A 23,535-nucleotide genomic window follows, 5' to 3' on the forward strand; every position below is an offset into this window, starting at 1 on the left:
TATTTTTTGAAACCACAAAAATTATTTCTTGGCAGGTACAAAAGTATCCCAGGTCTGATCATCATAGAACACACGGATCTCGATGACTTTACGCTGCGGTTTGTCTTGTATTTTTACCTCTTGATGAACGATTTCCGGGTGTGTAGTCCTTACACTATTAAAATTCTGGGGTGTCTGAGGAGCAATTTGAGGGGCCACCTGAGGGACTGTATCAAAATCTAGCATCGGATTTTGATCGATAGGGTGGGTATCAACAGCACTATCAGCATCCGAAAACAGATCCCTAGAAGGGGTGTTTGGGGCCAGATACATGTCGCCTGAACCAAACATCAACCAATCGGTATTGATGTTAGGAATTTTCTTTTTAATGGCTTCCACGATGTTAAGGGTGGGTCTGGTTCTGCCATTAAAGATGCTACTAAGGGTAGCCGGACTCTGACCAATGTAGTCGGCGAAGAGCTGTTGAGTCATGTGCTGAGACTCCATAATTTGCCTGATTCTATCTTTCATATCTTATCATGATGTACTTTTAGGGGCCATTGGGCCCGTTTTTCTTTCAGTTTACAAAGGTAAAACAAAAAATTGAATTATACAACAAATGTAGATACAATTTAAGATTTTATAATTTAAGTTTATGGTTTTATATTTGTAAATCAAAAATTAGATTTGGCGTATAGAGAGGTTTGAAGTTATAAATCTAAATTTTAGATAAATAAACTGCACAAACCTATATTTTAGTGCATTTTTGTAACTAACTGGGTATAAATGAACTATTTACATATAACAATACGTTTTCTAGGGCAAAATTCACTTTTTGCCTGTTTTTGGGCTTATAGATGGAACATTTTTATGCATAATCGTTATAACTGATTGAGTTTTAAGTATTTATATATGTATATACTGGTATGTATAAATATGAATATACAAATCAGAATCTTAAAATTCAGATATTGATATTTAAATATTAAATCCTGATTCACGTCTTTAAATCTCTAAATTCTAAACTCTAAACTATATAATTTCTAAATATTGGTTCGAATTTACGAACTTGAATTTAGAAAGCGTAATCAAAATAAATGTGAAAGCCAAATTCCAGATGTCCCAAAATGGCGAATTTCTTCATTTCTCACGTATTCTGCACCGTTCTACGAAATTCTGGAAATACGCGAGTTTTGAAGGGGTAAGAATCCTCGTAACTCCCCTATTTCTCAGGCATTTAGGCACAAAAAAAGCACTCATCAAGAGTGCATTTTTTGCAAATTCTAGAGCTTAAAACCTACCCTATTTAGTGTAAAATGTAAAAAATCAGTTCTTTCATAAGCTCACCAGCAGAGGTATTTGGGTTATCCAGACCCTTACTTTTGGCGTCAATCTCTCGTATCTTCGAAATGATCTGCATCACCTTCATTCCAGAGTAGTTTCTCATACCCGTCATGTAGTCCTTCGCAGCCCATGGATTTCTCAATTCCAGCCATTCTGCTACCGCCTCCTGGCTCTTATTATTTGGCGCATAAAACGCAATCATCAAATTTTGGAAGTATCCGAAGAGCAACGGGAGAAATGAGTAGATGGAACCAGCCTTTGGATTTTCGTCAAAATATTTTATTATCTGATTTGCCTTGTACACATTGCGACTCACAATGGCATCGCGCAACTCGAATCCGTTAAACTCTTTGCTCACTCCAATCTGGTCTTCCACAATCTGTGGAGTCACTACCCTATTCCCCTCAGGCAGCGAAAGTATCACCTTGTCGAGCTCGCCAACCAGTCTGCTCAAATCTGCGCCAATATTCTCAGCTATCATCTGCACGCTCTTCACGTCAATCTTCACCTGGCGTGATTTCAGATAGTTCTCGATGAAAGCTGGCAGATCTCTATCCTTGAGTTTTGCACTCTCAAACAAGATGCCCGACGATTTTATCGCCTTCACGTAGCCCGATTTTCTGCCGTCGATCTTGCCGTTTTTGTGGCACATCACCAGTATGGTTGATGCCATAGGCTGACTGAAATAACGCTCCAGCGCCTCGGTGTTCTTGATATTCTGCGCCTCTTTCACTATCACCACCTGCTTTTCGGCCATCATAGGATAACGGCGCGCCAGGTCGGCTATCTGCGATGCATTGACATCCGATCCAAAGAGTATCGTCTGGTTAAAGTCGCGTTCTTCGGGCTGCAGGGCATGCTCTGCGATATAGTCGGCTATCTTGTCGATATAGTACGGTTCATCGCCCATCAGATAGTAGACGGGCGCGTATTTTCCAGCCTCCAAATCGCGCATTATACTCTCAAAACTTGCATTTTTTGCCTCAGCCATAGTGCTATTTCAATTATTATTTGTATTTTTGCCTGCAAATTTACAAAAATGTTTCGATTAAACCTCCCTACATACGAAATAAAAATCGCCCAACAGGGCAATAAGCAACTAATTTTCGACATTTTACGCAGAAAATACGTTGCTTTGACGCCTGAGGAATGGGTTCGTCAGCACTTTGTGCACTATCTTATAGACCACAAAGGTTACCCCGCAGGACTGTTGGGCAACGAGATAGAACTCAGTGTTGGCGAAAAGCATCTGCGTTGCGACTCCGTATTATATAATAAGGTGACCCAGCCCCAGATGATTATCGAATACAAGGCCCCCACAATAAAACTTCAGCAGAAGACGTTCGACCAGATTTCGGCCTACAATCTCCTGCTGAAGGTGGATTACCTGATTGTCAGTAACGGCATGCAGCACATCTGCTGCCGTATGGATTACGAGAACCAAAAATATTGCTTTCTCGAGGACATTCCCGACTATCAGAATTTATAACAAAAATCTCTCTCTTAAGCCATATCGTTAGCATCGGCAGCCTTCTTTGATGAAGCTGACGATGTAGATGTGCCACTCGACTTGCGGATGGCGCGCTTAGCACCTCTCTTCTTCTCGTCGGCTGCTGCAGCTGGCTTCTCAATCTTTACGCCTGCAAGCTCTGGGTCAATCATGATTCGTCCGCAGTACTCACAAACAATGATCTTCTTGTGCATCTTGATATCAAGCTGGCGCTGGGGGGGAATCTTGTTGAAGCAACCACCGCAGGCATCACGCTGTACGTAAACGATACCCAGACCGTTGCGAGCGTTCTTACGGATGCGCTTGAACGATGTAAGCAGTCGGCCCTCAATCTTAGCCTCCAGAGTCTTAACAGTCTCCTTCAGCTTCTCCTCCTCTACGCGGGTTTCTTCCATAATCTCCTCCAGCTCGTTCTTCTTCACGTCCAGATCGCCCTGACGCTCAGCTATCAGAGCCTCGCTGTTAGCCTTCTCCTGCTCCTTGTCGGCAATCTTATTGTTTGCCTCGCGAATCTTCTTATTACAGAGCTCAATCTCCAGTGTCTGGAACTCAATCTCCTTCGAGAGTGTGTCGTACTCACGGTTGTTCTTCACCTCGTTCAACTGAGCCTTGTAGCGCTCTACGCTGGCCTCGGCATCAGCAATCTCACCCTTCTTCTGGCTGATAGCTCTCTGATAGTCAGCGATGTCGGCAGCAATCTTATCTACACGTGTTGTCAAGCCCTCGATTTCGTCTTCCAGGTCCTGTACTTCCAGTGGCAGCTCGCCACGCAGTGCACGCTTCTCGTCGATAGCCGAGAGAGCTGTCTGCAGCTGATAAAGCGTCTTCAGGCGCTCTTCTACTGATAACTCTGATGGATCTTTCTTTGCCATAATCTTTATGAAATTATTTTAAATGTATAATATTGGATTCGTATTTGTCTCAGCGATGTAGGTTTTCACGTCTGGGCACTCCTTCCGGATGATTTCCTCGAAAATTTCAGCCGTATACTGCTCGCTCTGATAGTGACCTATCACGCATATCTGAATCGTCTGTTCGTAGCCGAAGTACTGGTGATAGTGCATCTCGCCTGTAATAAACGCATCTGCCTGATTCTTAACGGCTTCGTCCAGCAAAAAGTCGCCCGCACCGCCACATAATGCCACGCGCTTGATAGGGCGACGTAGCAGTTCGTTACACATGGCGCACTCCACGCCGAAGGCCTTTTTCACAGCGATGATGAAATCGTCGGCAGCCTGCGGTTCGGCCAGCTCGCCCACTACCCCACTTCCTGCCTCGCCATCAGCTCCGGCAGGTGCTAAAAACTTTACATCCTGAAGCCCTAGCTTCTCGGCTATGCGGTAGTTCACACCACCCTTGGCATTATCCATGTTGGTGTGCATCGATACCACTGCTATACCCTTCTGTATAGCACTCATCACGGTGCGCTGCACGTCGTTCAGATCGCTAATCGTCTTCAGTCCACGAAACAACAGCGGATGGTGGCTCACAATCAGATTGCAACCCTTCGCCATGGCCTCGTCAACGATACGTTCGTTCACGTCCAGACACAATAATGCCCCTGAAACCTCCGTCTCTGTCAGTCCAACTTGTAGGCCAGCATTATCCCAGCTTTCCTGCAAGGGCAGAGGCGCGAAACGTTCAAGGGCGCTCAGCACTTCTTTTATTTTCACGGGTGCAAAGTTACAAATAAAAGTGAATAGTGGATAGTGAATAGTGAATAATTTTAATATTTTTAACCATTTCTCGCTTTTAGCCTCTCTCTGCTCACCACTGTTTCAGATCGGCTTTTGCCTCAATCCTACGCTCTGTTTTATCATCGAGAGCAGGGAAGAAGTCGATGCCAGTCACGCGTTCCACCTCATCTACGCTACACACAGCGTTCTCTATCAGCTGTTTTTTGCCCTCGTTACGATATATAAACCCTATGGCCTTAGGCTCGCCCTTGCGGCATAATATCACCTTATAGAAGCGCGTGGGCACCCATACCTTGTTTTTTCCAATCGTCTTCTGCTCCACCCCTTTCTGGTCGAATATGGGGCCGCACACGATGTCTATCGCACCATATTTCCTTGCCCATTCGCGACATTTCATCTCCACATCGTTCCACTCATACTTGTTCAGTCCGTGGTTCTGCGGACAGATGTTAGTAAACAGAAAGCTTTCTGTCATTGCCTGTTTATCCCACTTATTGTCGCCAGCAGGACACATGTGTCCGCGATCGTAGCGCGAGTTGTAGTAGTCCTGATTGGTGGCTCTGGGCGCAGCCACATTCTCATCCTCAGCAAACACCTCCTCCTTTCGCTGATATCTGCCACGCGTATGCGCATCTGTCAGGTGCCACGCCACCCAGTTGGGCGTCTTTGTCTTGCTGTTATACGATGTGGTGTATCCCTTTCGCTGCAATATCAGCTCTGCCCTATCCTTCAGCGGTGCTGGCATCTCGTACTTCACTTGCCCCTCGCACGCCGTAGCCACCAGAGTCAAAAGAGCTATACTTATATTAAATAATGTACCTTTCATGCCTGCAAAATTAGCATATAACCAGCAAAAATCCAAATAAAAAGCCTAAAAACACAGATTTTTCGAAAAAACTGCATTAAAAATTTGGCCAATTCAAAAAAACTCTGTACCTTTGCACCCGCAATTCAGAAATGGTGCCCGTAGTTCAGTTGGTTAGAGCGTCAGATTGTGGTTCTGAATGTCGTGGGTTCGAGTCCCACCGGGCACCCTCCACAAACTCCTGTGAGTCAATGACTTACGGGAGTTCTGTTTTGTGAGGATATGACTTAAACAGCATCATAATACCCTCTTTTTGGGTCAAAATCCGTTGATTTAGCCCATTTTGTTTACCGCTAAAATTTTAACGTAAGATGCTGACAATCAAGGCAATGGTGAAAAAAGACGGTTTACGTGTTGACCGCAAGTACAATGTAAAGTTATGTTTTACGTACAATCGGAAGGTAAAAAGGCTATCTACGAGCCTATTTGCAAGCCCTGAAGACCTCACTAAATCCCTTTCTTTTAAGGAGGGAACAATCCTCAAACAGAAGGTTGACAAACTTGTAGAAACCTATAAGGAGATGTGCGACAAACTACAGGTGGATGCTCATCATTTCACATTGGACGATATTATAGAAATGATTAAAGCTGACGAGGAAAGACATAAGCCAGTTGACTTTATTCAGTTCTGCCAATGGTGGATAACCACTACTACAATTAAAGGCAAGAAAAACTACCAGTCTGCCCTGAACGCTTTTATCACTTATATAGGCACAGATCATCTTGATGCCTCTAAACTTACAGCTCAGATATTAAATGGTTTCATGGACTATCTGAAAAAGCAAAGTAATCAACGAGCAAAATCACTAATGAAGTCTGGTAAACGAGTACCGTCCGACCGCAGTACTTCACTTTACCTTGGAGGCCTGCGCCATTTGTTCAATGAGGCTAAGAAGAAATACAATGATTATGACCGCAACATAATCCGCATCACAAACTCACCATTTGAATATGTGGTAATTCCGAAACAACAGGCTACACGTAAGAGGGCTATAACTCCCGATCAAATAAGAAGCATTTGGAAGTACCCTTATGAATGTAAGAAAGACGGAACGCTGAAACGAGAAAGCATAGTTAATCTGGCTAAAGACTGTTTTCTCCTCTCATTCTGTTTAATAGGGATGAACTCAGCAGATCTATTCAACTGTACGGAGATCAACGAAGATACCATTACCTACTATCGTACAAAGACTACAGCCCGAAGACTCGACAAGGCGAAGATGGAAGTAACAATAACTCCATTTTTGAAGCCACTATTTGAGAAATACAGGGATAAGACAGGGCAACGTGTTTTCAAGTTCCACCTATTATATAATACAGATAAGAATTTCAATCGGGCTATCAACATGGGGTTGAAAACTATTGGTGACAAGCTGAATTTGTTAGACCTTGAATATTATGCCGCCCGTCACTCGTGGGCTACTATTGCCCTTAATAAAGTAGGCATAGATAAATACGTGGTACATGAAGCATTGAACCATATAGATGAATCCATGCGAGTCACAGACATCTATATTGAACGAGACTTCGTGAACGAGAATAAGGCAAATGCCAAGGTCGTAAAGTACGTTTTTGGCTAATAATTGCTAATATCTCCCATTTACATTTGCGTAGGTGGGAGTTTTTTTATACCTTAGCCGAAAATTTGACGATTATGACAGATGAAACGAAATTTGGATCATTCACTCTTAACGATTTTCAAGAGATAGAACCAATACTCTGTGGATATTATGGATTGGATAAGATTGAACTTAGCAATGCCATATATTTTGCAAAAGAATTCTTGTCCTATAATCCCGAAAAGGTTGTGCAATTTGATCCTGACAATAAGATATACCTTCCGTTATCACCTTGGCATGGCAATAACGAATCATCAGATTTGGGCAGTATCACTTTCCCGATTTTATGTAGTCAATACAGCATAGAAGATGATAGTCTGGTAGCAAAGGTTCTCTCCTTTGTCAAGAATTTCTTCCCCATAGAGACTGTCAGTGACTTAGACACAGAATACTGGGAGTACGTCACAACGGTACGCCCTGAAATGCTAAAGCTATATATCGCAATACATAGTGGTGAGCATCGATATAACCAAAAGTGCAGGGTGGCTTTCGACAAGGGAGGTGCCAATGTTGATACTACACGGCCGTGGCTACAAATGGAACTCGAACGCTACTTGGACAAATACCTTGGAGTTAAGGATGTCAAGGAAGCCGAAAAGGAGTTATCAGTTGTCTATTATGGCAAACTTGGTCCTAAACTTAATAAAGATGAAGCTCGGATCATATGGGGGACATACCACCTACTCCAACAGTCCGACCAATTTAAGTCTGGTGGGGAGAATGTCGTCAGCCGTTTGCAGAGCCGATTGATAGCGGATTTCCTAATCTGTTGCGAATTGCGTGAAAAACATACTGTAAATGAAGAGCACATCAGAAGCCGCTTAAACAGCTATCTCAAATTATTTGATTCTCCAGAAGATTTCCTCGCAGTATCAAATTACAAACTGTCTCCGAACAATGACAGTGGAAGATATTACTAATTCCACCTTATTATATTTATGATTCAAGGCATCCTCTAATGGGTGCCTTTTTTAGTGGTAGAAATTGCACTCTTCCAATTTGAAATTATCTACCAGCCTATCTTGCGAAATCTTGCGACCTTCGCCAGCGGAATCAAGAAGCAGCGATCGGGTTTCAAGGTTCTGAGAGGTCATACGCCCGCCTCGCACTAAACATTGGGTTCACAACAAAATGAATAAAAAAAATGGAAAAGGAAGTAAAAAAAGTGACGAATGGATTTTCGCACACTCAGAGAGAAGAAGATTTTATGATGATGGAGTTCGCAATGATGGATCAAAAAAAATCAGATGAGACCCAGAAGAGCAGTAAAGGTTTCACTACCTCGATGCCGAATAGCAAAAAGGCTGTGGATCCAGTGGTTGAAGTTCCGACTACAAAAACTGCGGCACCTGAAATCTCAACAATTCACGCCAGAGTAAGCCCACAGGTTGTTAAGGACATGTACGATGGCTTTATGATGAAACCGAGTGCAGTCACCGTAAGGTTCCGTGACGAAGATGGTTGCTTGGTAATGCGAGTTACATTCTTCTACGGCAAGAGACTGTCAAGAGAGTTGTCACTTCTCGCAGACACAGACCTGATAGGCCGTACAATGCGAGCCATGAGAGGTGAACAGTTGGAAAAGCTGAAAGCCTATTGTGAGGAAGAACACATCATTGCTGCCACGAATGTTGACCCTCGCATCGACATCTTCCGCCAGTGCATGAAGTCCACCTTGAAATGCCGCATCAACGCTGACTTCCTCCCTGACGAGGCAGACGAGAACAATAGATACATAAGTGTCTCGTTCATCATAGCCCCAAAGATGGAGTTCCGTTTCTGCTTGGAGAGGACAAGGGAGATTGAAGAGATTGTGAACGAAACGATTAAAGCTGCCTAAACCAAAGAACGGGGGAGCAATCCCCCATTCTTCAAATTTGAAGAATATGACACAGATAGATTTTCCATCCGCATACGACAACGAAGCCGTACATCGTCAAGTTAAGCTCTTGATGATGCAGCACAAACAACTCAATATTCGAGTTGAGGAAGAAGAGGTCTGGATTAGTTGTCAAGGAATGACAGGTCTCAGATACCTACTTAATGATGATAGTTGGGATTGGATTCTCGGCTATCTCCAGACTGGTGACTATGAGGACTTCGGAGTGTTCCCTTCCGCTGTATCTCATATAGTTAATGATGGGTACAAAGAAAACAAGGTCAAAGGACTAGTCGAGCAAGGCTGTAACATACTTCCTGTGTCTTTTCACAGAGAAACAGAGGCTTATATCAGCTTGCGAGCCTTCTTCAAATTTGGCAAACTCTTTTTTAGAATCCGCAGAACTGACGATTTTATTAATTATTTAATTGAGCAAAAATTATGGTAATATTAAACAAAGACCAACACCTTTCAGACGTAATACGTCAAATTCCCACAAACAGCATCCTATCAAAGAGAATACCAGGCTGTGGGGCAACAACATTGGAGCTAAATACTTATCGGAACTCCATTATTCTTGTGCCGAATGTTCCTGTTATCAATAGCAAGTGCCAGAAGTACAAGAACCTGCTAGGGGTCTATGAAAAGGTCTCAGTTGGAGAAATAGCGCAGTATTTGCATGAGCATAAACATTACAAGATCATGACTACTCCAGAGAGCTTCCCGAAGGTCAAGAAAGCTTGTGAATTGTGTGATCTCAATATCTATACCGACTTCTTTTTGCTTGATGACGAGTGCCACCAACTTATTAAAGATGTGGACTACAGAGCCGACATCGTTTTACCAATGGACGATTTTTTCCTGTTTAAACGAAAGGCACTAGTCTCTGCTACTCCCATCAAGTTCAGTGATCCTCGCTTCAAGGACTTCAAAACTATAGAAATAAGTGCTGAATACGACTATCAGCAGAAGATTCAGGTAGTACACACATACAGCATTGCTAGGACTGTCAGAGAATATCTGGAGAACCATAAAAATAATAAGGTGTGCATCTTCTTTAACTCAGTGGATGGCATCTACTCGATAATGAAGCAATTCGGAATGTTGAACAATGCTACAGTTTACTGCGCTCCGAAGAGCCGTACCAAACTGAAATCGGAACACGACTTTACAAACGCTTACAATGTCTGGTCTGCTAAGACGATGAAACAATACAATTTCTTTACGGGACGATTCTATACAGCATTTGACTTGGAATTGGATTATAAGCCTGACTTACTAATGATTACTGATCCTCACTTGTCGCCATACACGATGCTCGATGTCGATACTGATTGCATACAGATATGCGGTCGTTTTCGTAACGGCATAAGTTCTGCAACCCATATATACAGGACAGACGAAGAGATCGTTGCTAAGACTAGAGACGAACTTGAATGGGAGATCTCCGCACATGAGTATGCCTACAATACCATACAAACTTTTTATAACAGCGCTGATAGCAGGGAAAGCCGATTCGCATTTGGAGAGGCTCTTGAAACCTTGCCATTCCGCAAATATCTCTATCCTGATCTTACTAAAAACTGGTTCGCTATCGACAATGCTATCAATGAAAAACTGGTCGAGAGTCGATACAAATACAGGGGGCAAGTGAAGCTCTGGTACAATGACTGCCATTTTTTTATTCCGACTTTTGAGGATAAGCCATACAACAAGCATGATGAGGGACTGAGAGTTGTTGCTGCGGCTCGTTCAACTAAAGATAAGCGCAGAAGAATGGTACAGTTCCTAAGCGAACTTGAAGATCCTGATTCCGAGTATGCAATGGACTTTATAAACGAGATTCGCAAGATCGATCCTTTCATTGTCGAAGCGTTCGAACTGCTGGGTAGGAAACGGATCGAGGAACTTGAATATAATCAAAGGGCAATTGCCGAAGAAATGATACTGGTTCAGCGTAAGGGGAATAAGGTCGTTAGGATAATCAAGAACTCCTTCATAGTTGGTCGTGCTTACACAAATGATTATATCACTAAGGAGTTGAAACGAATCTTCGACATGGTTCACATTCACCCTGAGAAGCCTATTAAAGGTACAATGATCAATGATTACTTTCAGACTGTGGACTGGAGAAGTAAGAAAAGTAGAGGTTATCGGCTTGTTTCACCTATCATATAGTTAAAGGTGACAGAATCGATCAAATTCTGTTTTCCTATACCAGATGCATGAAATCAGAATTTTGTCACCCTCGACCTTTATATGAGCTGGCAGGGGCATCCCACTTATCAAATTTTACTTTTCCGAATTTCTAAAAAATGTCCCTAGGATTGAACTATTTATAGTAACCACTCTGTCAGAATCTTGCCCCTCCCGTTAATGATGGAAAACACATATTATATAAGTAACTGCCGTATGGAACTTTGACAAAAATCTAAATAAATGCATTTTACCTTCTTCTGAAAAAATATCGAGTGATCGGACAATAGGTGTACCCATATTTATCGCCCCCTCGGGTGCTCAATATGGAAAATAGCAACTATAATTAAAAATAACCATATTAGAGCAACTGTAGTAGATTAGTATTTATATACAATTCCTATTGTCTAACAACTCAAATTTTCAGAATTATGGAAAATTATGTAACAATGCTTCCAGTGGCAGCTCAGCCGCTGATCGATTTTTCTGATGCCGAGGATGCAGTGATCGTTGAGGATCCTGTAATGCAGAGTTCTGTTAGCTTCCTCGATGCTAACACTAACGCCATTTCTCTTGAAGAGTTGGCCTCTACTTGTGTTGTTCCTACTTGGGGCAATCAGGATTTAACTATTTCCCATCAAGATTTCATCAACTGCATACATGAAGCAGCCAAAGACTTCTATCGTGGTGAAACCGTTAATGATCCTTCTATCCGTGTCTCTCACATCGTAAGAGGTCGTACACCTGATGCTTTAGGTAAACGAGCTTCTGAACTTCTGGAGTGCGAAAAGACTCAGTTCTACCAGAGAATGGCTTTCGCTTTCACTATTCCCACCATCTTTGAGACTGTCAACGGACAGAAACTTGAATTGTGCTGTGGTGGTGTCCGTAACTATTCCGATTTGAATCTTTACCGTCAGAACAAGGGAGTGGAGAAGGTTTCAATCTTCGTAGGCTGGCGTGTCCGCATTTGCTCCAACCAGATTCTTACTGGCGATGGTGTCAAACTGTCGTTGGAAGTAATGACTGTGAGCGACATCTACAAGGCAGCTATGGAATTGTTCTATAGTTTTCTTCCAGCTAAGCAGCTCCACTTGATGCAGACTCTCAGCAATACTTATCTCAGCGAAACACAGTTTGCTACTTTGGTGGGACGCATGAGAATGTACCAGGCATTACCACCGAGGCTTTCTCGTTCTATTCCGAACTTACTGATCACTGACAGCCAGATCAACAACGTTTGTCGTGGTTTCTACAGCAATCCAGACTTCGGAGGTGAGAATGGTGCTATCTCTATGTGGAGTTTCCACAATCTTATGACGGAAGCCAACAAGTCCAGCTACATTGACAGCTATCTACAGCGTGCAGTCAACGCTACTGATGTCTGCGTAGGTCTCAATAATGCTATGCATGGTGTTGAAGGTGGCTACAGTTGGTTTCTTAGCTAATCTATTTACGGAGAGTTACTGATTTTCCAAAGTCCTTTGAGCCGTTCCTCTCTTAAAACAAAAACGACTGAAAGTGACCGTTACGCCAAGACGATATTTGGCACAATCGGGGGAGGGCTTCACTATAGAGGCTCTCTCCCTTTTTATTCACTTACTAAAATTGAAAAAAATGAAAAGATACTATTTCAGAATCTATCAAGGCTCAGACTTTGAGGATGGTGATACAGTTTGGACTGATGCCAATTCCGAACAGGAGGCACGTAGCAATATCGAGAGTGACTATTGGGGCATTAATAGGTTGGACTTACTAAGAGTACGATGAACAAGGCAGATCGAATCGTTCAGCACATCGTGGAATTACAGTACCGTTTGTGCCAAGTAGAGAATAATCTCCAGTACATCAAGGTTACTCAGGCTTTGAAGCGTTCTCTTGAAAAGTTCTACGGCCTATTGATGAACGATCAAAAGCTGATGTCCCAATACCAGTCAACTTACATTGGTTGGTTCTATGCTGGCTTGGGGCACTCTCTTTATGACAGAGTATGCAACTCTCTTATTGAATATCGGAACGGTAGAAGACCTTTCGATAATGTTCACTAATATCAGAAGTGAATGTTGTGCTGATTATCAGCAACTTAGAAAAACTGGCAATCTCACAATGTTCACTTTTGTCTTTTTAATGATGTAAACGAATATTATTATGTCCCTGAAATACAGTACAACTACAGCAGACTATTTGATATGGTCAGACGCTATGAATCTCATTCGTAAGTTGGCAAAAGATGGAAACTACAAAATGTCTCTTTTAGTAGCGATCGGTTGTTTCACAGGATTGCGGATTTCTGATATTCTCTCTTTAAGGTGGAAGCAGATACTTGGTGTTTCCGAGTTCACTATAACTGAGAAAAAGACAGGGAAGCGTAGAACCATCAGGCTGAATCCTGAGCTACAGAAGCACATCGAGGACTGTTTTACCCATATCCAGCCCATAGGCATCGAATCTCCGATTTTGGTTAGTCAGAAAGGTACCACTTTCAGCGTCCAAAGGATTAATGCCATATTGAAGGAATTGAAGAAGAAGTACCGCTTGAAGATCAACCATTTCAGTTGCCACTCCCTGCGTAAGACTTTTGGTAGGCAAGTGTACAACATGAATAGTGGTGAGAGTTCCGAGCTGGCATTGGTAAAACTGATGGAGCTTTTCAACCACTCCAGCGTAGCCATCACTAAACGATACTTGGGATTGAGACAGGAAGAGATCTTAGAGACTTACGACTGTCTTACTTTCTAAGGATGGGTGAGCCTACTCTAGATGGGGTGGGCTTATCCTTCTTTTTTCAAATACGTAGTAAAATAACCATATATAATTGCCTCTTCTTGCTTGATTTAATTAAAAATTCTAAATAATAAGCAAGTTCTTGCGTTGCTTTACGCCCATTTTACTATCTTTGTAAGGTCAAAGCGACTCTACGGAGTTAGCTGCGACAGGGCGTTTAGCGTAGTTATCTGCTACTTGAATCTGGACAATTCGAACCATGTAGATAATGAGCAAGAACGTCCACGTCATTGGTATATTACTCCCCAAGTGGGAATATTATATCCTTTGGCGTGGGCTTTGCTTATTACACATGGTAGGCTGTCCAGAGCCAAAGTAGCGTAGTGAGTTAAAGTTCCCACGCCTTCTTTTTATTAACTGCTGATGTCTGGGAGGCTAGTTGGCACAGATAGAGCTAAAACTGTAAATGGGGTTAATAGATAAGGTTGTCAATTTCTTCGTTAAAGATTCTGCAGAGAGACGAAAGTTTGTCAATGATTTCAATAATAAAGCCAAGACTTACTTTCAGTCCTTAACTGTTGATACATTATTGGAAGCGGAAATGTGCTATGGCAATCCTGATGAATCATATCGGCATCCGTATTCAGCCCCAAGAATAGTCAGTGGTATCGTAATTCGTGCAACTGCAGGTGCTGAGATTCCTGTTGATGATATTATTCTTATTGGGAAAATAGTTCTCTCTGACCAAGCATTGGTAAGACGAATGTTTGTCTTACATTGGGACACGTTTATAATTGAAGATGCAAGAACAGGAAAATTTGTTGATTGGAGAATAAAGGATTTCGTAAACTTTGGGGGATTCTTACAAGGAAGGAGGTGATATAATGTGGTTTTTCAAAAAGAAGAAACAAACGGGACAGGACATATTAATCGAAAGGATCAAGGCAGAGCAACTTGATATGCAAGGATTATTCTCAAATATCAACAAACGTGGAGAGGTCGAGGCTTTATTCAAAGAGCTGTCTAAACTGTCCCATCCAGACAAATTTGAGAAGGATCCAAAGAAGAAGGAGATTGCCCAGAAGCTATTTACTCAAATACAAAGCAACAGAAACAATTATACTCAGTTGATGGAACTGAAAACTATTGTAGAAGTCAAACTTTTAAACGATTAATTATATGAAGTGCGCTGTATGCGGAAAAGAATTTGGTAACGGTGCTAACTGCAAGAATTGCGGCACTGACAGGGTTACTGGTTTAGGTAACTATCGTGGTTATGATGTCCCTTCAAATAGTTCAAAAACTGTTGGGAGTTATTCTTCAAGAAGAGAGAATCCTCACCAAATAGTTGATAACGAACCAAAGATTGTTAAGGTAAACTCCATGATTTGCCATGCTTGTGGTGAAATCATCCCCGCAGATTCAAAATTCTGTCCCCATTGCAGTACCAATCTTTACGTGACCTGTCCCAAATGCGGACATGAATATTCTTCTCAGTACCCTGCTTGTAGCAAATGTGGTACGAATAGACAGAAATATGAAAAAGAACAAGCGAGAATTAGATGGGCTAAGATTGATGAAGAGAATAAAAGGAAGCGAGAGCAGGAGAAGGCAAGGAAACAACATGAAGAATGGCTAAAGACTCCTGAGGGACAAGCAGAACAAAGAAGGAAGGACGAGGAAGTAAGAAGAATACAAGAAGAAAGAAGAAGGAGGAGAAAAGAACAGGAAGAAGAATGGGCCAGAGCAGCAAAACAAGGCAATTTACAAACTAATATTGCTTATTTAATTGTTTTTGGTCCTATACTCATCATGATAATTTTAGCTATTGTACTATTCTTCTCTAAGTAAAACCTTCTCATATAATAATGCCGAGTAGAAATATTTACTTATTAGTTGAATAAACGTAACATGAATGAACAAATAGGAAAATCAATAGAAGAACTACGGGCATACAACAAATCTTTAGAGCGATCCCCCGAATACCAGCGCATTTTGCCTGAAGTTATGTGGGAGGTCAATACTCAATTTGTCAAAGAGATAATAGCACAAGAAGAACGTTGGCTGTCATATAAAGTGGAAGAAGAACCCATAGAAGATGACGATCCTATTATAGTTGAGTTCTTCAAAACTCTTCGTGCAGACTTAAAAGCACAAGATGAATTACGAAAAAAACGAATTGAGGAAGCCAAAGAGTTGTTACCCACTGATCCTGCCCGTGCCGCAGAATTGTTAAGTAAACTTGGTAGTTGTCACACTCTATGGGCTTTACAAAAGCGCATCCTAAAGGAAAAATATGGGATTACTTGGTACACTCCTGCAGAACTGAATCCCGATGTAAAGTTTGATTAAATAGCTACAATATGAAATATGAAAAAGAAGAAGCCATCATTACTAAATGAAAACGACGTCTTCAATCTCAAGCAGATTGATTGGGCATTAAATCAGAATGAAGAAGAAAGTGTTTCTCAGGCCAGTTTGCGATATGGCGACATGCCTGATGAAGACTTACTACGACCTGCTCAAAAAGCACATGAATCATTGTGCAAAGACAATCCGAAATTGGATAGTGAAAGTTTTAATATATGGCGTAACGAACTGATAGAGGACAGTAATCTATTTCGACTCGACAAAGTAATGATTGATGCAGTTAAAGAGGCTAAGGCTATCTTCGACAGCAAAATTAGCGAGTGGATAGAGGAAGGCATAGTAAGTTCAAACTATGACACAGGCTTTGCATTTTGGGGAATCATTGGAATAGTGTTATATAATTATTCAATTTTGTTGGGCGATAAGAAGAGTGGATTGCACAACGAAGCCTTCTTTAGCAAGAGTCTATTAGGGAAATATAAGATCACAGCTCTTGAAGATGAGGACGATTCTACTCTGAATAATTTCCAGAACACTCATTCATATGACCGTTTTGATGTTGAAGCCATCCAGCTTTATGTGATGGAGAGATACGAATGGCTTGATAGACATGCCGAGATTTGCGACATCTATAATGAGGTAAAAGAAATTGTCTATGAAGATCCGAATCGGAAACTGAGTGAAACGAAAGCAAAACTTGAACTGCTAGCAAAATCGTCTGGTGAGAAGAGATTTCAATATGCTCTACTATATGCATGTACAGTTATTGAGCGGAGTCTAAACAAATAAACATATGAGGGTGACATTTTAACACTAAAATTGTTCTTATAAGCCCGAATTGTTAATTTGTCACCCTTGCTAATAGATTCCGAGCAAAATCGCTTTATTTTGGCAATTCCAGAGATTTAAGATTTTTAACTTGGACTTCTAATCGGAAAAGCATATACTTGGTTAGTTGATTAGTTCTCAGTAACACAATATATCCAACTTCTCAGAGGTGTAGGAATACGCCTCTTTCTTTTGCGCTGGAACAGAACATTTTTTTTCAGCCGCTCCTTAAGAACCAGAGAAAATATTCTGTACTGTAAACTTGTCAACAATCAGCAGATTATATTTATTGGCTCAGATGCCGTTACAGTTAACTAATCAAAACATTAAAAATGAGTTCAGAAATTCAAATTATCAATGGTGGAGAAGCCCGATACCTAAGCGAGCTTCCCGATTTTCAAGATGGATTACCTCACGGTATCGTGAACAAGACCAAGACAGATGTTGGTGGTACTTATGTTGCCATTAATTGCAAGAGCAACTATATTGTAGTATGCCCATTCATAGATTTAGTCGAAAGCATTGCAGCAGATAAGAATAACAGATACGAGGTGTTCAAATGCTATGGGAAGGTAACTGAATCGGCATTCAATAAGTACATAAGAGAGCACCAGATATACAAGATTGCTGTTACTTATGACAGCCTACCTAAGCTCTTAAAGTGGATGGATGGTAAGACTGATGGCTGGAAACTATTAATAGATGAATATCACTTGATTCTTGAAGATATGGATTTCCGAGAATCTGCTATTACCAATATGTGCAAGACAATACGGGCTTTTGATCATTACACATTCTTGTCTGCAACTCCAATAGATGAAGATTACGAAATCGAGTTCTTTAAACGGTTGCCACACTATCGGGTAGAGTGGAACCAGAGAATGCCGATTACTGTTAGAAAGATCAAGGCTACCAATCTTTGCAAAGGACTGTGCAAACTAATCCGAATATTCAATGAAGAGGGATTTGCCCTACCAGACATCAACGGAGAAGAAAAAGAGGTAGAACAATTATTTATCTTTCTTAATTCCGTGACAACCATTAAACAAGTCGTGGAGTCACTGGCATTAGATAGAGACGGGGTTAAAATATGCTGTGCTACCAGAAAACGTAACAGGCTGATTCTTGGTGAGTATCCTATTGAATCGGTTATCGCTCCCAATAAGCGCATCAACTTCTTTACCAAGAAATGCTTTCAGGGCTGCAACCTCTTTTCCAATAACGCATTGGTAATAGTAACAAGCGATGCATACAGGACACAAACGCTGGTGGATATATCTACTACAATGGAACAAATTAGTGGTCGTTTAAGATGTAACAGCGAGTACCAGAACATTTTCCGAAATACGATGGTGCATATCTACTCTACCAATGATAACATACCATCAGACGAGGAGTTTCAAGAGGAAATGCAACGTAAAGAGGAAGATGCCGCACAGTTACTTTCATTACAAAGTAAGGCTGATGAATCGGAACTTGAAGTGCTTATCCGCAGAGTAACGGTAGAAACTGATCTATTGTCTATCGAGGATGGGCGATTAGTTTATAACGAGTACAAGAAACAGTCTTTCATCCACAAGCACAAGATACGTCAGGCTTACAAAGACGGAAAGAATCTCTGGGCGTTCTATGACAAGTCCGAGAAACTTAGACAGACCAAGCAAGAATCTATCGACAAGAAAGAGTACGATAAGTTTGACGTACAACTTGCCAGAGCAATCATTATCTCCTATGAGCAATTGCTAAAGGACTACTTGGAGCATCCATCAGCAGATTACGATGATGAAAATCCAGAGTTCCGAGATTTCAGATTATACCTTACTGAAAAGGAAATGAACAGCCTCAGATGGAATAAGGATAAGATGATGAAGGCTGTCAAGGACAAGAAAAAACTACAACAGGCATTCAAGGCGATCTATAAAAAGGACGAGTTCATCAGTGACAAGGACTTGAAGCTAAAACTTGCTGAATAGTTCAAACGGCTTGGTATTCTATTATCACCAAAAGCCACGCAGATTAAGCAATGTAGCATATATAAAGTAGAGCGTTGTAGCCAAACCATAGATGGCAAAAAGGTGAATGGTTACCGATTTGGAGATACCATCTTTGACTATAGACTGTAATGGGCTATGCTATACTTTATAAAGAGCGGGAACTACTGCAAAATCGGATTTTCTAAAGATAGAAATGCGCTATTAACCAGACTGAGAGCATATCTAACACATAATCCATCTTTCCAGATACTTGATATACGCAAGGGCGACCAAATAACAGAAAAACATCTCCACTCATTGATACCGAAAGGGCTACACCATTATGGCGAGTGGTGTGTCTGGAATAAAGAGATTGCACAGATATGGCTGCGAGCATATAAAGTCAAACCCGAGGAGCCCATTGAGGAATATTTCATCAAGAGGAACAAGATCATAAACAGGGCGATAGTCAAAGAATACCAAGATACTTTTTTCTACAACCTCATAAGATACTTTAAAAAGGAATCCAACTTAGATATGTCTGAGCCAGACGAAAAGGAATGGCGCACGCCATAATAACAGCAAGTGGTACACCTAAGAGAGAAATCTTTATAGGTGTGCCATTTTTCTTTTTCATACAAACTCGGAAATAGAGGAACTGGCATTAGCAAGAAAACGAAGATATATGATTATTTTCTTCCACTTTTATATTTTTAACATGGAAAACATTGGCTATTTCAATAGATTTTTGTTATTTTGCAAAAGTTCTGATGTTTACTTATAGTTTACCGAAGGACAAATAGAGAGTTTATTAACGTGGTGAGAATCAATATGATGACGGCTCGTCCGAGAGAGATTGTGGTTCTGAATGTCGACGGTTCGAGTCCGTCCGGGCACCCAAGATAAAGGCTTGTAGGTCAAATACTTACAAGCCTTTTTGTTTCCTTTTTAGAATATAGTTTTAAGTTAAAATTAACTCAATTTCTGCTAAATTACTGTTAAATCGTGCGCTTTTGGCGCAAAATCGCCGCAAAATCGCCGCAAAAAGCCACTATCCTATTTATAGCCATTCCTAAGACATATTTACGCCTGTTTTATTTCCAAAAATGAATCTGATAGCCAAAAATGGAAACGAAAATTGTAATGACAGGACATTCAGACGTGTATTCTGACGTTCTGAATAAACATTAGAAAGGGAGATGCTTCTATTTGGAATGCTGCTCCCTTAACGTTGAAGAAACTCTCTACTGATTGTAAGGTATTGAAATCTACATAGCCCATCTTCTTAACGTATGCAAGCCTTGCAAATCAAAACGGTCTGATAATTATTACGATTATTACTATCTTTGCACAATCAAAAACAAAATGCTTATGAATTGGATGTGCTATTTGCTTATTTATTGTGGGATGTGTTATCTAGTGTTTATCTGCATATATGTATATAATATGTGGAAAGGAAAGGATATCATTGATGAAGAACCTAAAGTAAAAATAATGTTTTTTCTTGTAGTGCCGCCATTATTGCCTATTTTGTTCCCGGTGTTTTTTATTTCCGACAGAATCTCGAAAAGAAAAGAAACGATAAGAAATAGAGAAGAAGAGCAAAAGAAGAACGAGCTGAAAGCAAAGATAGGTTTGCGCCCAGATGAAAACTATATGTGCTTTTCACATATGGGAGGTGCAGGTGTAATCAAATGTGCAGATTGTGGCTATGAAGAGAAAATCACTAGTTTTACTCATGGATCTTATTCTTGCACAATAGGAAGACAGTGTCCTAATTGCTATGCTTTCGTGGTTGAATATAACGAAAGCGAAAAATATCATTGCTTTGGTGATGCAGAAGAAGATTTTGTGTGTCGTAAATGCGGCACTATAATCAGAAAGAAGGAAGAAGCGATTTCTAAAGGTAACGATGATCCCCTATTTTGCCCAAAGTGCCATAGCGCCAGACTACATTATCACATGATATATATCACTTGAAGAAGATGCAAAAATGGAATTGAGAGCAGGAATATATATTTTTGAGTGTTACCCTATGCCATGGTTTGTATATGAATTAGGGCGCAAAAGAGATTGTTATGTTAAGCTCTTGATAGACTTGTCAGACAAAAACATACATGATCTTGTTGAAATGATGAATTGGTCCTGGGATAATGAATGGTTTGAGCATTCAACGTCCGAGACGGTATGCACAGAATTGCTTAAGAATCATTTGCCATTATTGTATGAAAAGGTACAGTCATTAGCAATTCAACAGTTTCTTTGTAATTACCCTAATAGTGAAGGAATAGAGGATTTTGGATTGTTTGAGATATTTATTCCAGATGAAATACTTGATTATGCAGGTATATCTGTAGACAAATCTGAATAAAACATGAGAGAAATGTTTCATTTCAAAAAAAATGTCTATCTTTGTACCAACAACAAAAAAAAATAAGCTGACATGAAGAAAACCTTACATATTGGCGATAATAACTCGTGGGAAGGAAGCATGAAGCTCTCCATGTATAATCTTGGTCCTAAGGATAGTTTTGACATCATGGCTTTTGACTATTCGTTTTGTACGGCATGTCTGCCAAGGGGGTTGTCCAAATTAGAATTGGAACGTTGTCTTAAAGGGACTCATACAACTCTATACAATAACCTCGTCATTAGATTTGCAAATATTGATCTAAGAGCTTATGATAAGATTGTTATTTGGCATACTTATGATTCCAACTCGCTGCTTCTGCTATATTTTTTTAGTTCGATTGTCGAAGGCGATCTTTACCATTGCCTCATAGTAAGCGATGACGACACGAAGTGGACTGGTGGCGCAACTCCAGAAAACTTACAAGACGGATTCGAACGAATCAAATTGCTTACGGATAAAGAAAGAACATTGTTCAATGGGATATACTCTTCTCTTCTTGGGACAGAAGGTGTTCCTAAAATAGCTGATGGGAAACAGATTATTTGCAAGTCAAAAGAGTTCGTTAAGTCTCTTCTGTTGAAACATCTGACAAAAACGCCAAAACCATATGCCAGAATTGTCGGAGAAACGATTAGCGAATTCCCCAAAGAATATCTATTTGATCCAATGTATCTGGATTGTTTGTTACTAGAAATGATAGAAGATGGCGAATTGAAACCATTACGAATTAAAAGGGATAAATCATGTCGTCCGTATCCAATAGGAGGCTTCTATACAAAGAACTACTTCTACAAAGGCGAGGATATGGGCCAGTGGTATGGCTTTTCTGTTGTTAAGAATCAATAGTTTTCAACTTTTTTTTTACTATGGACGGAGGCGCTTTCTTTATTGCTATTGCAGTATTTATAATCGTTTGTTACATTCAAAAACAAACATACAAAGGCTTGCTCAAAATCAAAGAGGAGAAGTTTGAAAAAGACACTTCTAATTTAAGAAGAAAATTCTTACATGAGAAATACGAACTAAACAGGCTCGTAGATGATATGCAAAAGGAATCCGAGAAATATGTTTCTTTGCATAATGATATTATGAAGAGTAAGAGGCCATTCAGCAGAGTTGCAGAGTTGTTCTGTGATTGGAATACTGCAGTTTATGACGATACTGCACATTTCCTTAGGACAAAAAAACATCCTGCAGTTAAGCGTTCCGAAGATGTAAAACTATTGAAAGAGAAAACAAAAGAAGCTATCCGATATTACAAGGAGATGAAATACAAGTATCTTTTCCTATTGGATGCTTTTCCAGAACTCAAGCAATACGTGGACGATGAAGAAGCTTTGGCACATCTTTCAGATTATAAAGATTATGAGGATTTCAAAGCAGAACGCGACGAAGTATTTGATTGGGTGACCCCAGACGAATACAAGAAGATGGATGAAATCACACGTAACCAATTAGCTTTAGATAGATATAAAAAAGGAAAGAAGTCTGATTGGCAGATTGGTATGGAGTATGAAATGTACGTTGGTCATCTCCTTCGGGAAAATAAATTCAGTGTTATTCAATATGGAATCGAGAATGGACTTAATGATCTAGGACGTGATATTATTGCCTCAAGAGTTGAGGATGGAGTTCGCTATATATATATTATCCAATGCAAGAACTGGGCAAAGGGCAGACCTGTGCATGAGAATGTGGTTTGTCAATTGTATGGAACTGCCATGCAATATGAGCTTGCGAACAAGGATTTGTTTTCCCAGGAAACCAAAATAGTTCCTTGGCTTGTGATTACTAACGAATTATCTGACATGGCCAAAAAATTTGCTAGTAAACTAGGGGTACTTATTAGTGTTAGACCACTAAAAAACTTTCCAATGATCAAGTGCAACATTAACAATGGTAACAAAATTTACCATCTCCCATTTGACCAGCAGTATTATAGAACTCAAATCAAATTACCTGGCGAATGCTATGTAACAACAGTGAAAGAAGCTGTAGATAAGGGGTTTAGAAGAGCAAGAAGGCATGTGCTTGAAAAATAATTGGTAGTGTAAGTTGAACTGTGTCAAGGCCATTTCCCTTATTATATTAACCTCAGATGGGGGACACGATTTTTAATCGTGTTTTCCAGATGAGGA

At 40.5% G+C, this 23,535-nt stretch carries 25 protein-coding genes and 1 tRNA gene; 21 read left to right on the forward strand and 5 right to left on the reverse strand.

Annotated elements, in window-relative coordinates:
• Nucleotides 1-21 precede the first annotated feature (21 nt).
• On the reverse strand, nucleotides 22-510 hold the full coding sequence (locus tag BUB86_RS11710; protein WP_073209722.1) for a helix-turn-helix domain-containing protein: 489 nt from the start codon (nucleotides 508-510) through the stop codon (nucleotides 22-24).
• 775 nt (nucleotides 511-1,285) lie between these two features.
• The gene (holA, locus tag BUB86_RS11715) at nucleotides 1,286-2,314 is read right to left on the reverse strand and encodes a DNA polymerase III subunit delta (protein WP_073209724.1); all 1,029 of its coding nucleotides are present in this window, start codon (nucleotides 2,312-2,314) and stop codon (nucleotides 1,286-1,288) included.
• 48 nt (nucleotides 2,315-2,362) lie between these two features.
• On the opposite strand from holA, the gene BUB86_RS11720 reads away from it, so the two are divergent.
• Nucleotides 2,363-2,812, forward strand: a complete 450-nt coding sequence (locus BUB86_RS11720) for a type I restriction enzyme HsdR N-terminal domain-containing protein (RefSeq protein WP_073209726.1) — start codon at nucleotides 2,363-2,365, stop codon at nucleotides 2,810-2,812.
• 14 nt (nucleotides 2,813-2,826) lie between these two features.
• Here BUB86_RS11720 and BUB86_RS11725 read toward each other — a convergent pair whose 3' ends face one another.
• From BUB86_RS11725 to BUB86_RS11735, 3 genes are all read right to left on the reverse strand, one after another.
• Nucleotides 2,827-3,705, reverse strand: a complete 879-nt coding sequence (locus BUB86_RS11725; protein WP_073209728.1) for a zinc ribbon domain-containing protein — start codon at nucleotides 3,703-3,705, stop codon at nucleotides 2,827-2,829.
• Nucleotides 3,706-3,723: 18 nt separating this feature from the next.
• Nucleotides 3,724-4,506, reverse strand: a complete 783-nt coding sequence (locus BUB86_RS11730; protein WP_073209730.1) for a Nif3-like dinuclear metal center hexameric protein — start codon at nucleotides 4,504-4,506, stop codon at nucleotides 3,724-3,726.
• Nucleotides 4,507-4,600: 94 nt separating this feature from the next.
• Nucleotides 4,601-5,356 carry a DNA/RNA non-specific endonuclease gene (locus tag BUB86_RS11735; protein ID WP_073209732.1) on the reverse strand — a complete coding sequence of 252 codons (756 nt, stop codon included), beginning with the start codon at nucleotides 5,354-5,356 and terminating at the stop codon, nucleotides 4,601-4,603.
• Between the two features lie 134 nt (nucleotides 5,357-5,490).
• Here BUB86_RS11735 and BUB86_RS11740 point away from each other — a divergent pair.
• The 20 genes from BUB86_RS11740 to BUB86_RS11840 all read left to right on the forward strand — a co-directional run bounded on the left by BUB86_RS11740 (nucleotide 5,491) and on the right by BUB86_RS11840 (nucleotide 23,439).
• Nucleotides 5,491-5,564 (forward strand) — tRNA-His (locus BUB86_RS11740).
• A gap of 142 nt (nucleotides 5,565-5,706) precedes the next feature.
• The gene (locus BUB86_RS11745; RefSeq protein ID WP_073209734.1) at nucleotides 5,707-6,975 is read left to right on the forward strand and encodes a tyrosine-type recombinase/integrase; all 1,269 of its coding nucleotides are present in this window, start codon (nucleotides 5,707-5,709) and stop codon (nucleotides 6,973-6,975) included.
• A gap of 74 nt (nucleotides 6,976-7,049) precedes the next feature.
• Nucleotides 7,050-7,934, forward strand: coding sequence for a hypothetical protein (locus BUB86_RS11750; RefSeq protein ID WP_073209736.1), 885 nt, complete (start codon nucleotides 7,050-7,052; stop codon nucleotides 7,932-7,934).
• A 224-nt stretch (nucleotides 7,935-8,158) separates the two neighbouring features.
• The gene (locus tag BUB86_RS11755) at nucleotides 8,159-8,854 is read left to right on the forward strand and encodes a hypothetical protein (RefSeq protein WP_073209738.1); all 696 of its coding nucleotides are present in this window, start codon (nucleotides 8,159-8,161) and stop codon (nucleotides 8,852-8,854) included.
• Nucleotides 8,855-8,900: 46 nt separating this feature from the next.
• Nucleotides 8,901-9,341: a hypothetical protein gene (locus BUB86_RS11760; protein ID WP_073209740.1), complete on the forward strand. Its 441-nt coding sequence runs from the start codon at nucleotides 8,901-8,903 to the stop codon at nucleotides 9,339-9,341.
• Nucleotides 9,335-11,071: a hypothetical protein gene (locus tag BUB86_RS11765; protein WP_073209742.1), complete on the forward strand. Its 1,737-nt coding sequence runs from the start codon at nucleotides 9,335-9,337 to the stop codon at nucleotides 11,069-11,071. The genes BUB86_RS11760 and BUB86_RS11765 overlap by 7 nt, the downstream gene beginning before the upstream one ends.
• 449 nt (nucleotides 11,072-11,520) lie before the next feature.
• Nucleotides 11,521-12,537 (forward strand): DUF3871 family protein, encoded by a 1,017-nt coding sequence (locus BUB86_RS11770; RefSeq protein ID WP_073209745.1) that lies wholly within the window; start codon nucleotides 11,521-11,523, stop codon nucleotides 12,535-12,537.
• 169 nt (nucleotides 12,538-12,706) lie between these two features.
• On the forward strand, nucleotides 12,707-12,859 hold the full coding sequence (locus BUB86_RS17680) for a hypothetical protein (protein WP_175549492.1): 153 nt from the start codon (nucleotides 12,707-12,709) through the stop codon (nucleotides 12,857-12,859).
• Entirely contained in the window at nucleotides 12,856-13,137 is a 282-nt protein-coding gene (locus BUB86_RS11780; RefSeq protein ID WP_073209750.1) for a hypothetical protein, read from the forward strand. The genes BUB86_RS17680 and BUB86_RS11780 overlap by 4 nt, the downstream gene beginning before the upstream one ends.
• A 100-nt stretch (nucleotides 13,138-13,237) precedes the next feature.
• On the forward strand, nucleotides 13,238-13,828 hold the full coding sequence (locus BUB86_RS11785) for a tyrosine-type recombinase/integrase (protein ID WP_073209752.1): 591 nt from the start codon (nucleotides 13,238-13,240) through the stop codon (nucleotides 13,826-13,828).
• A 451-nt stretch (nucleotides 13,829-14,279) separates the two neighbouring features.
• On the forward strand, nucleotides 14,280-14,693 hold the full coding sequence (locus BUB86_RS11790; RefSeq protein WP_073209754.1) for a hypothetical protein: 414 nt from the start codon (nucleotides 14,280-14,282) through the stop codon (nucleotides 14,691-14,693).
• Nucleotides 14,694-14,697: 4 nt separating this feature from the next.
• On the forward strand, nucleotides 14,698-14,988 hold the full coding sequence (locus BUB86_RS11795) for a hypothetical protein (RefSeq protein WP_073209757.1): 291 nt from the start codon (nucleotides 14,698-14,700) through the stop codon (nucleotides 14,986-14,988).
• A 4-nt stretch (nucleotides 14,989-14,992) separates the two neighbouring features.
• Nucleotides 14,993-15,664: a double zinc ribbon domain-containing protein gene (locus BUB86_RS11800; RefSeq protein WP_073209759.1), complete on the forward strand. Its 672-nt coding sequence runs from the start codon at nucleotides 14,993-14,995 to the stop codon at nucleotides 15,662-15,664.
• Nucleotides 15,665-15,724: 60 nt separating this feature from the next.
• Nucleotides 15,725-16,165, forward strand: coding sequence for a hypothetical protein (locus BUB86_RS11805; RefSeq protein WP_073209761.1), 441 nt, complete (start codon nucleotides 15,725-15,727; stop codon nucleotides 16,163-16,165).
• An 18-nt stretch (nucleotides 16,166-16,183) separates the two neighbouring features.
• Nucleotides 16,184-16,972 carry a hypothetical protein gene (locus tag BUB86_RS11810; RefSeq protein WP_073209763.1) on the forward strand — a complete coding sequence of 263 codons (789 nt, stop codon included), beginning with the start codon at nucleotides 16,184-16,186 and terminating at the stop codon, nucleotides 16,970-16,972.
• A gap of 371 nt (nucleotides 16,973-17,343) precedes the next feature.
• The gene (locus BUB86_RS11815) at nucleotides 17,344-18,984 is read left to right on the forward strand and encodes a DEAD/DEAH box helicase family protein (RefSeq protein WP_254795159.1); all 1,641 of its coding nucleotides are present in this window, start codon (nucleotides 17,344-17,346) and stop codon (nucleotides 18,982-18,984) included.
• A gap of 1,446 nt (nucleotides 18,985-20,430) precedes the next feature.
• On the forward strand, nucleotides 20,431-20,964 hold the full coding sequence (locus tag BUB86_RS11825; protein WP_139261581.1) for a hypothetical protein: 534 nt from the start codon (nucleotides 20,431-20,433) through the stop codon (nucleotides 20,962-20,964).
• Nucleotides 20,965-20,977: 13 nt separating this feature from the next.
• Complete coding sequence (locus BUB86_RS11830; protein ID WP_073209769.1) at nucleotides 20,978-21,355, forward strand: hypothetical protein; 378 nt, start codon at nucleotides 20,978-20,980, stop codon at nucleotides 21,353-21,355.
• 72 nt (nucleotides 21,356-21,427) lie between these two features.
• Nucleotides 21,428-22,243, forward strand: a complete 816-nt coding sequence (locus tag BUB86_RS11835) for a hypothetical protein (protein ID WP_073209771.1) — start codon at nucleotides 21,428-21,430, stop codon at nucleotides 22,241-22,243.
• A gap of 20 nt (nucleotides 22,244-22,263) precedes the next feature.
• Nucleotides 22,264-23,439 carry a restriction endonuclease gene (locus BUB86_RS11840; RefSeq protein WP_073209773.1) on the forward strand — a complete coding sequence of 392 codons (1,176 nt, stop codon included), beginning with the start codon at nucleotides 22,264-22,266 and terminating at the stop codon, nucleotides 23,437-23,439.
• The last annotated feature ends 96 nt before the right edge of the window (nucleotides 23,440-23,535 follow it).

Origin of the sequence: Xylanibacter ruminicola (assembly GCF_900142525.1) — a bacterium.
GTDB lineage: Bacteria > Bacteroidota > Bacteroidia > Bacteroidales > Bacteroidaceae > Prevotella > Prevotella ruminicola_A.

Bases quoted from the DNA above. Each gene is read 5' to 3' on its own strand.
- BUB86_RS11815 (WP_254795159.1), top strand. From the start codon at position 17,344: ATGAGTTCAGAAATTCAAATTATCAATGGTGGAGAAGCCCGATACCTA.
- BUB86_RS11735 (WP_073209732.1), bottom strand. From the start codon at position 5,356: ATGAAAGGTACATTATTTAATATAAGTATAGCTCTTTTGACTCTGGTG.
- BUB86_RS11825 (WP_139261581.1), top strand. From the start codon at position 20,431: ATGTGGAAAGGAAAGGATATCATTGATGAAGAACCTAAAGTAAAAATA.
- BUB86_RS11725 (WP_073209728.1), bottom strand. From the start codon at position 3,705: ATGGCAAAGAAAGATCCATCAGAGTTATCAGTAGAAGAGCGCCTGAAG.
- BUB86_RS11710 (WP_073209722.1), bottom strand. From the start codon at position 510: ATGAAAGATAGAATCAGGCAAATTATGGAGTCTCAGCACATGACTCAA.
- BUB86_RS11755 (WP_073209738.1), top strand. From the start codon at position 8,159: ATGGAAAAGGAAGTAAAAAAAGTGACGAATGGATTTTCGCACACTCAG.
- BUB86_RS11835 (WP_073209771.1), top strand. From the start codon at position 21,428: ATGAAGAAAACCTTACATATTGGCGATAATAACTCGTGGGAAGGAAGC.
- BUB86_RS11780 (WP_073209750.1), top strand. From the start codon at position 12,856: ATGAACAAGGCAGATCGAATCGTTCAGCACATCGTGGAATTACAGTAC.
- BUB86_RS11840 (WP_073209773.1), top strand. From the start codon at position 22,264: ATGGACGGAGGCGCTTTCTTTATTGCTATTGCAGTATTTATAATCGTT.
- BUB86_RS11810 (WP_073209763.1), top strand. From the start codon at position 16,184: ATGAAAAAGAAGAAGCCATCATTACTAAATGAAAACGACGTCTTCAAT.
- BUB86_RS11750 (WP_073209736.1), top strand. From the start codon at position 7,050: ATGACAGATGAAACGAAATTTGGATCATTCACTCTTAACGATTTTCAA.
- BUB86_RS11805 (WP_073209761.1), top strand. From the start codon at position 15,725: ATGAATGAACAAATAGGAAAATCAATAGAAGAACTACGGGCATACAAC.
- BUB86_RS11830 (WP_073209769.1), top strand. From the start codon at position 20,978: ATGGAATTGAGAGCAGGAATATATATTTTTGAGTGTTACCCTATGCCA.
- BUB86_RS11795 (WP_073209757.1), top strand. From the start codon at position 14,698: ATGTGGTTTTTCAAAAAGAAGAAACAAACGGGACAGGACATATTAATC.
- BUB86_RS11720 (WP_073209726.1), top strand. From the start codon at position 2,363: ATGTTTCGATTAAACCTCCCTACATACGAAATAAAAATCGCCCAACAG.
- BUB86_RS11760 (WP_073209740.1), top strand. From the start codon at position 8,901: ATGACACAGATAGATTTTCCATCCGCATACGACAACGAAGCCGTACAT.
- BUB86_RS11745 (WP_073209734.1), top strand. From the start codon at position 5,707: ATGCTGACAATCAAGGCAATGGTGAAAAAAGACGGTTTACGTGTTGAC.
- BUB86_RS11800 (WP_073209759.1), top strand. From the start codon at position 14,993: ATGAAGTGCGCTGTATGCGGAAAAGAATTTGGTAACGGTGCTAACTGC.
- BUB86_RS11765 (WP_073209742.1), top strand. From the start codon at position 9,335: ATGGTAATATTAAACAAAGACCAACACCTTTCAGACGTAATACGTCAA.
- holA (WP_073209724.1), bottom strand. From the start codon at position 2,314: ATGGCTGAGGCAAAAAATGCAAGTTTTGAGAGTATAATGCGCGATTTG.
- BUB86_RS11785 (WP_073209752.1), top strand. From the start codon at position 13,238: ATGTCCCTGAAATACAGTACAACTACAGCAGACTATTTGATATGGTCA.
- BUB86_RS11770 (WP_073209745.1), top strand. From the start codon at position 11,521: ATGGAAAATTATGTAACAATGCTTCCAGTGGCAGCTCAGCCGCTGATC.
- BUB86_RS17680 (WP_175549492.1), top strand. From the start codon at position 12,707: ATGAAAAGATACTATTTCAGAATCTATCAAGGCTCAGACTTTGAGGAT.
- BUB86_RS11790 (WP_073209754.1), top strand. From the start codon at position 14,280: ATGGGGTTAATAGATAAGGTTGTCAATTTCTTCGTTAAAGATTCTGCA.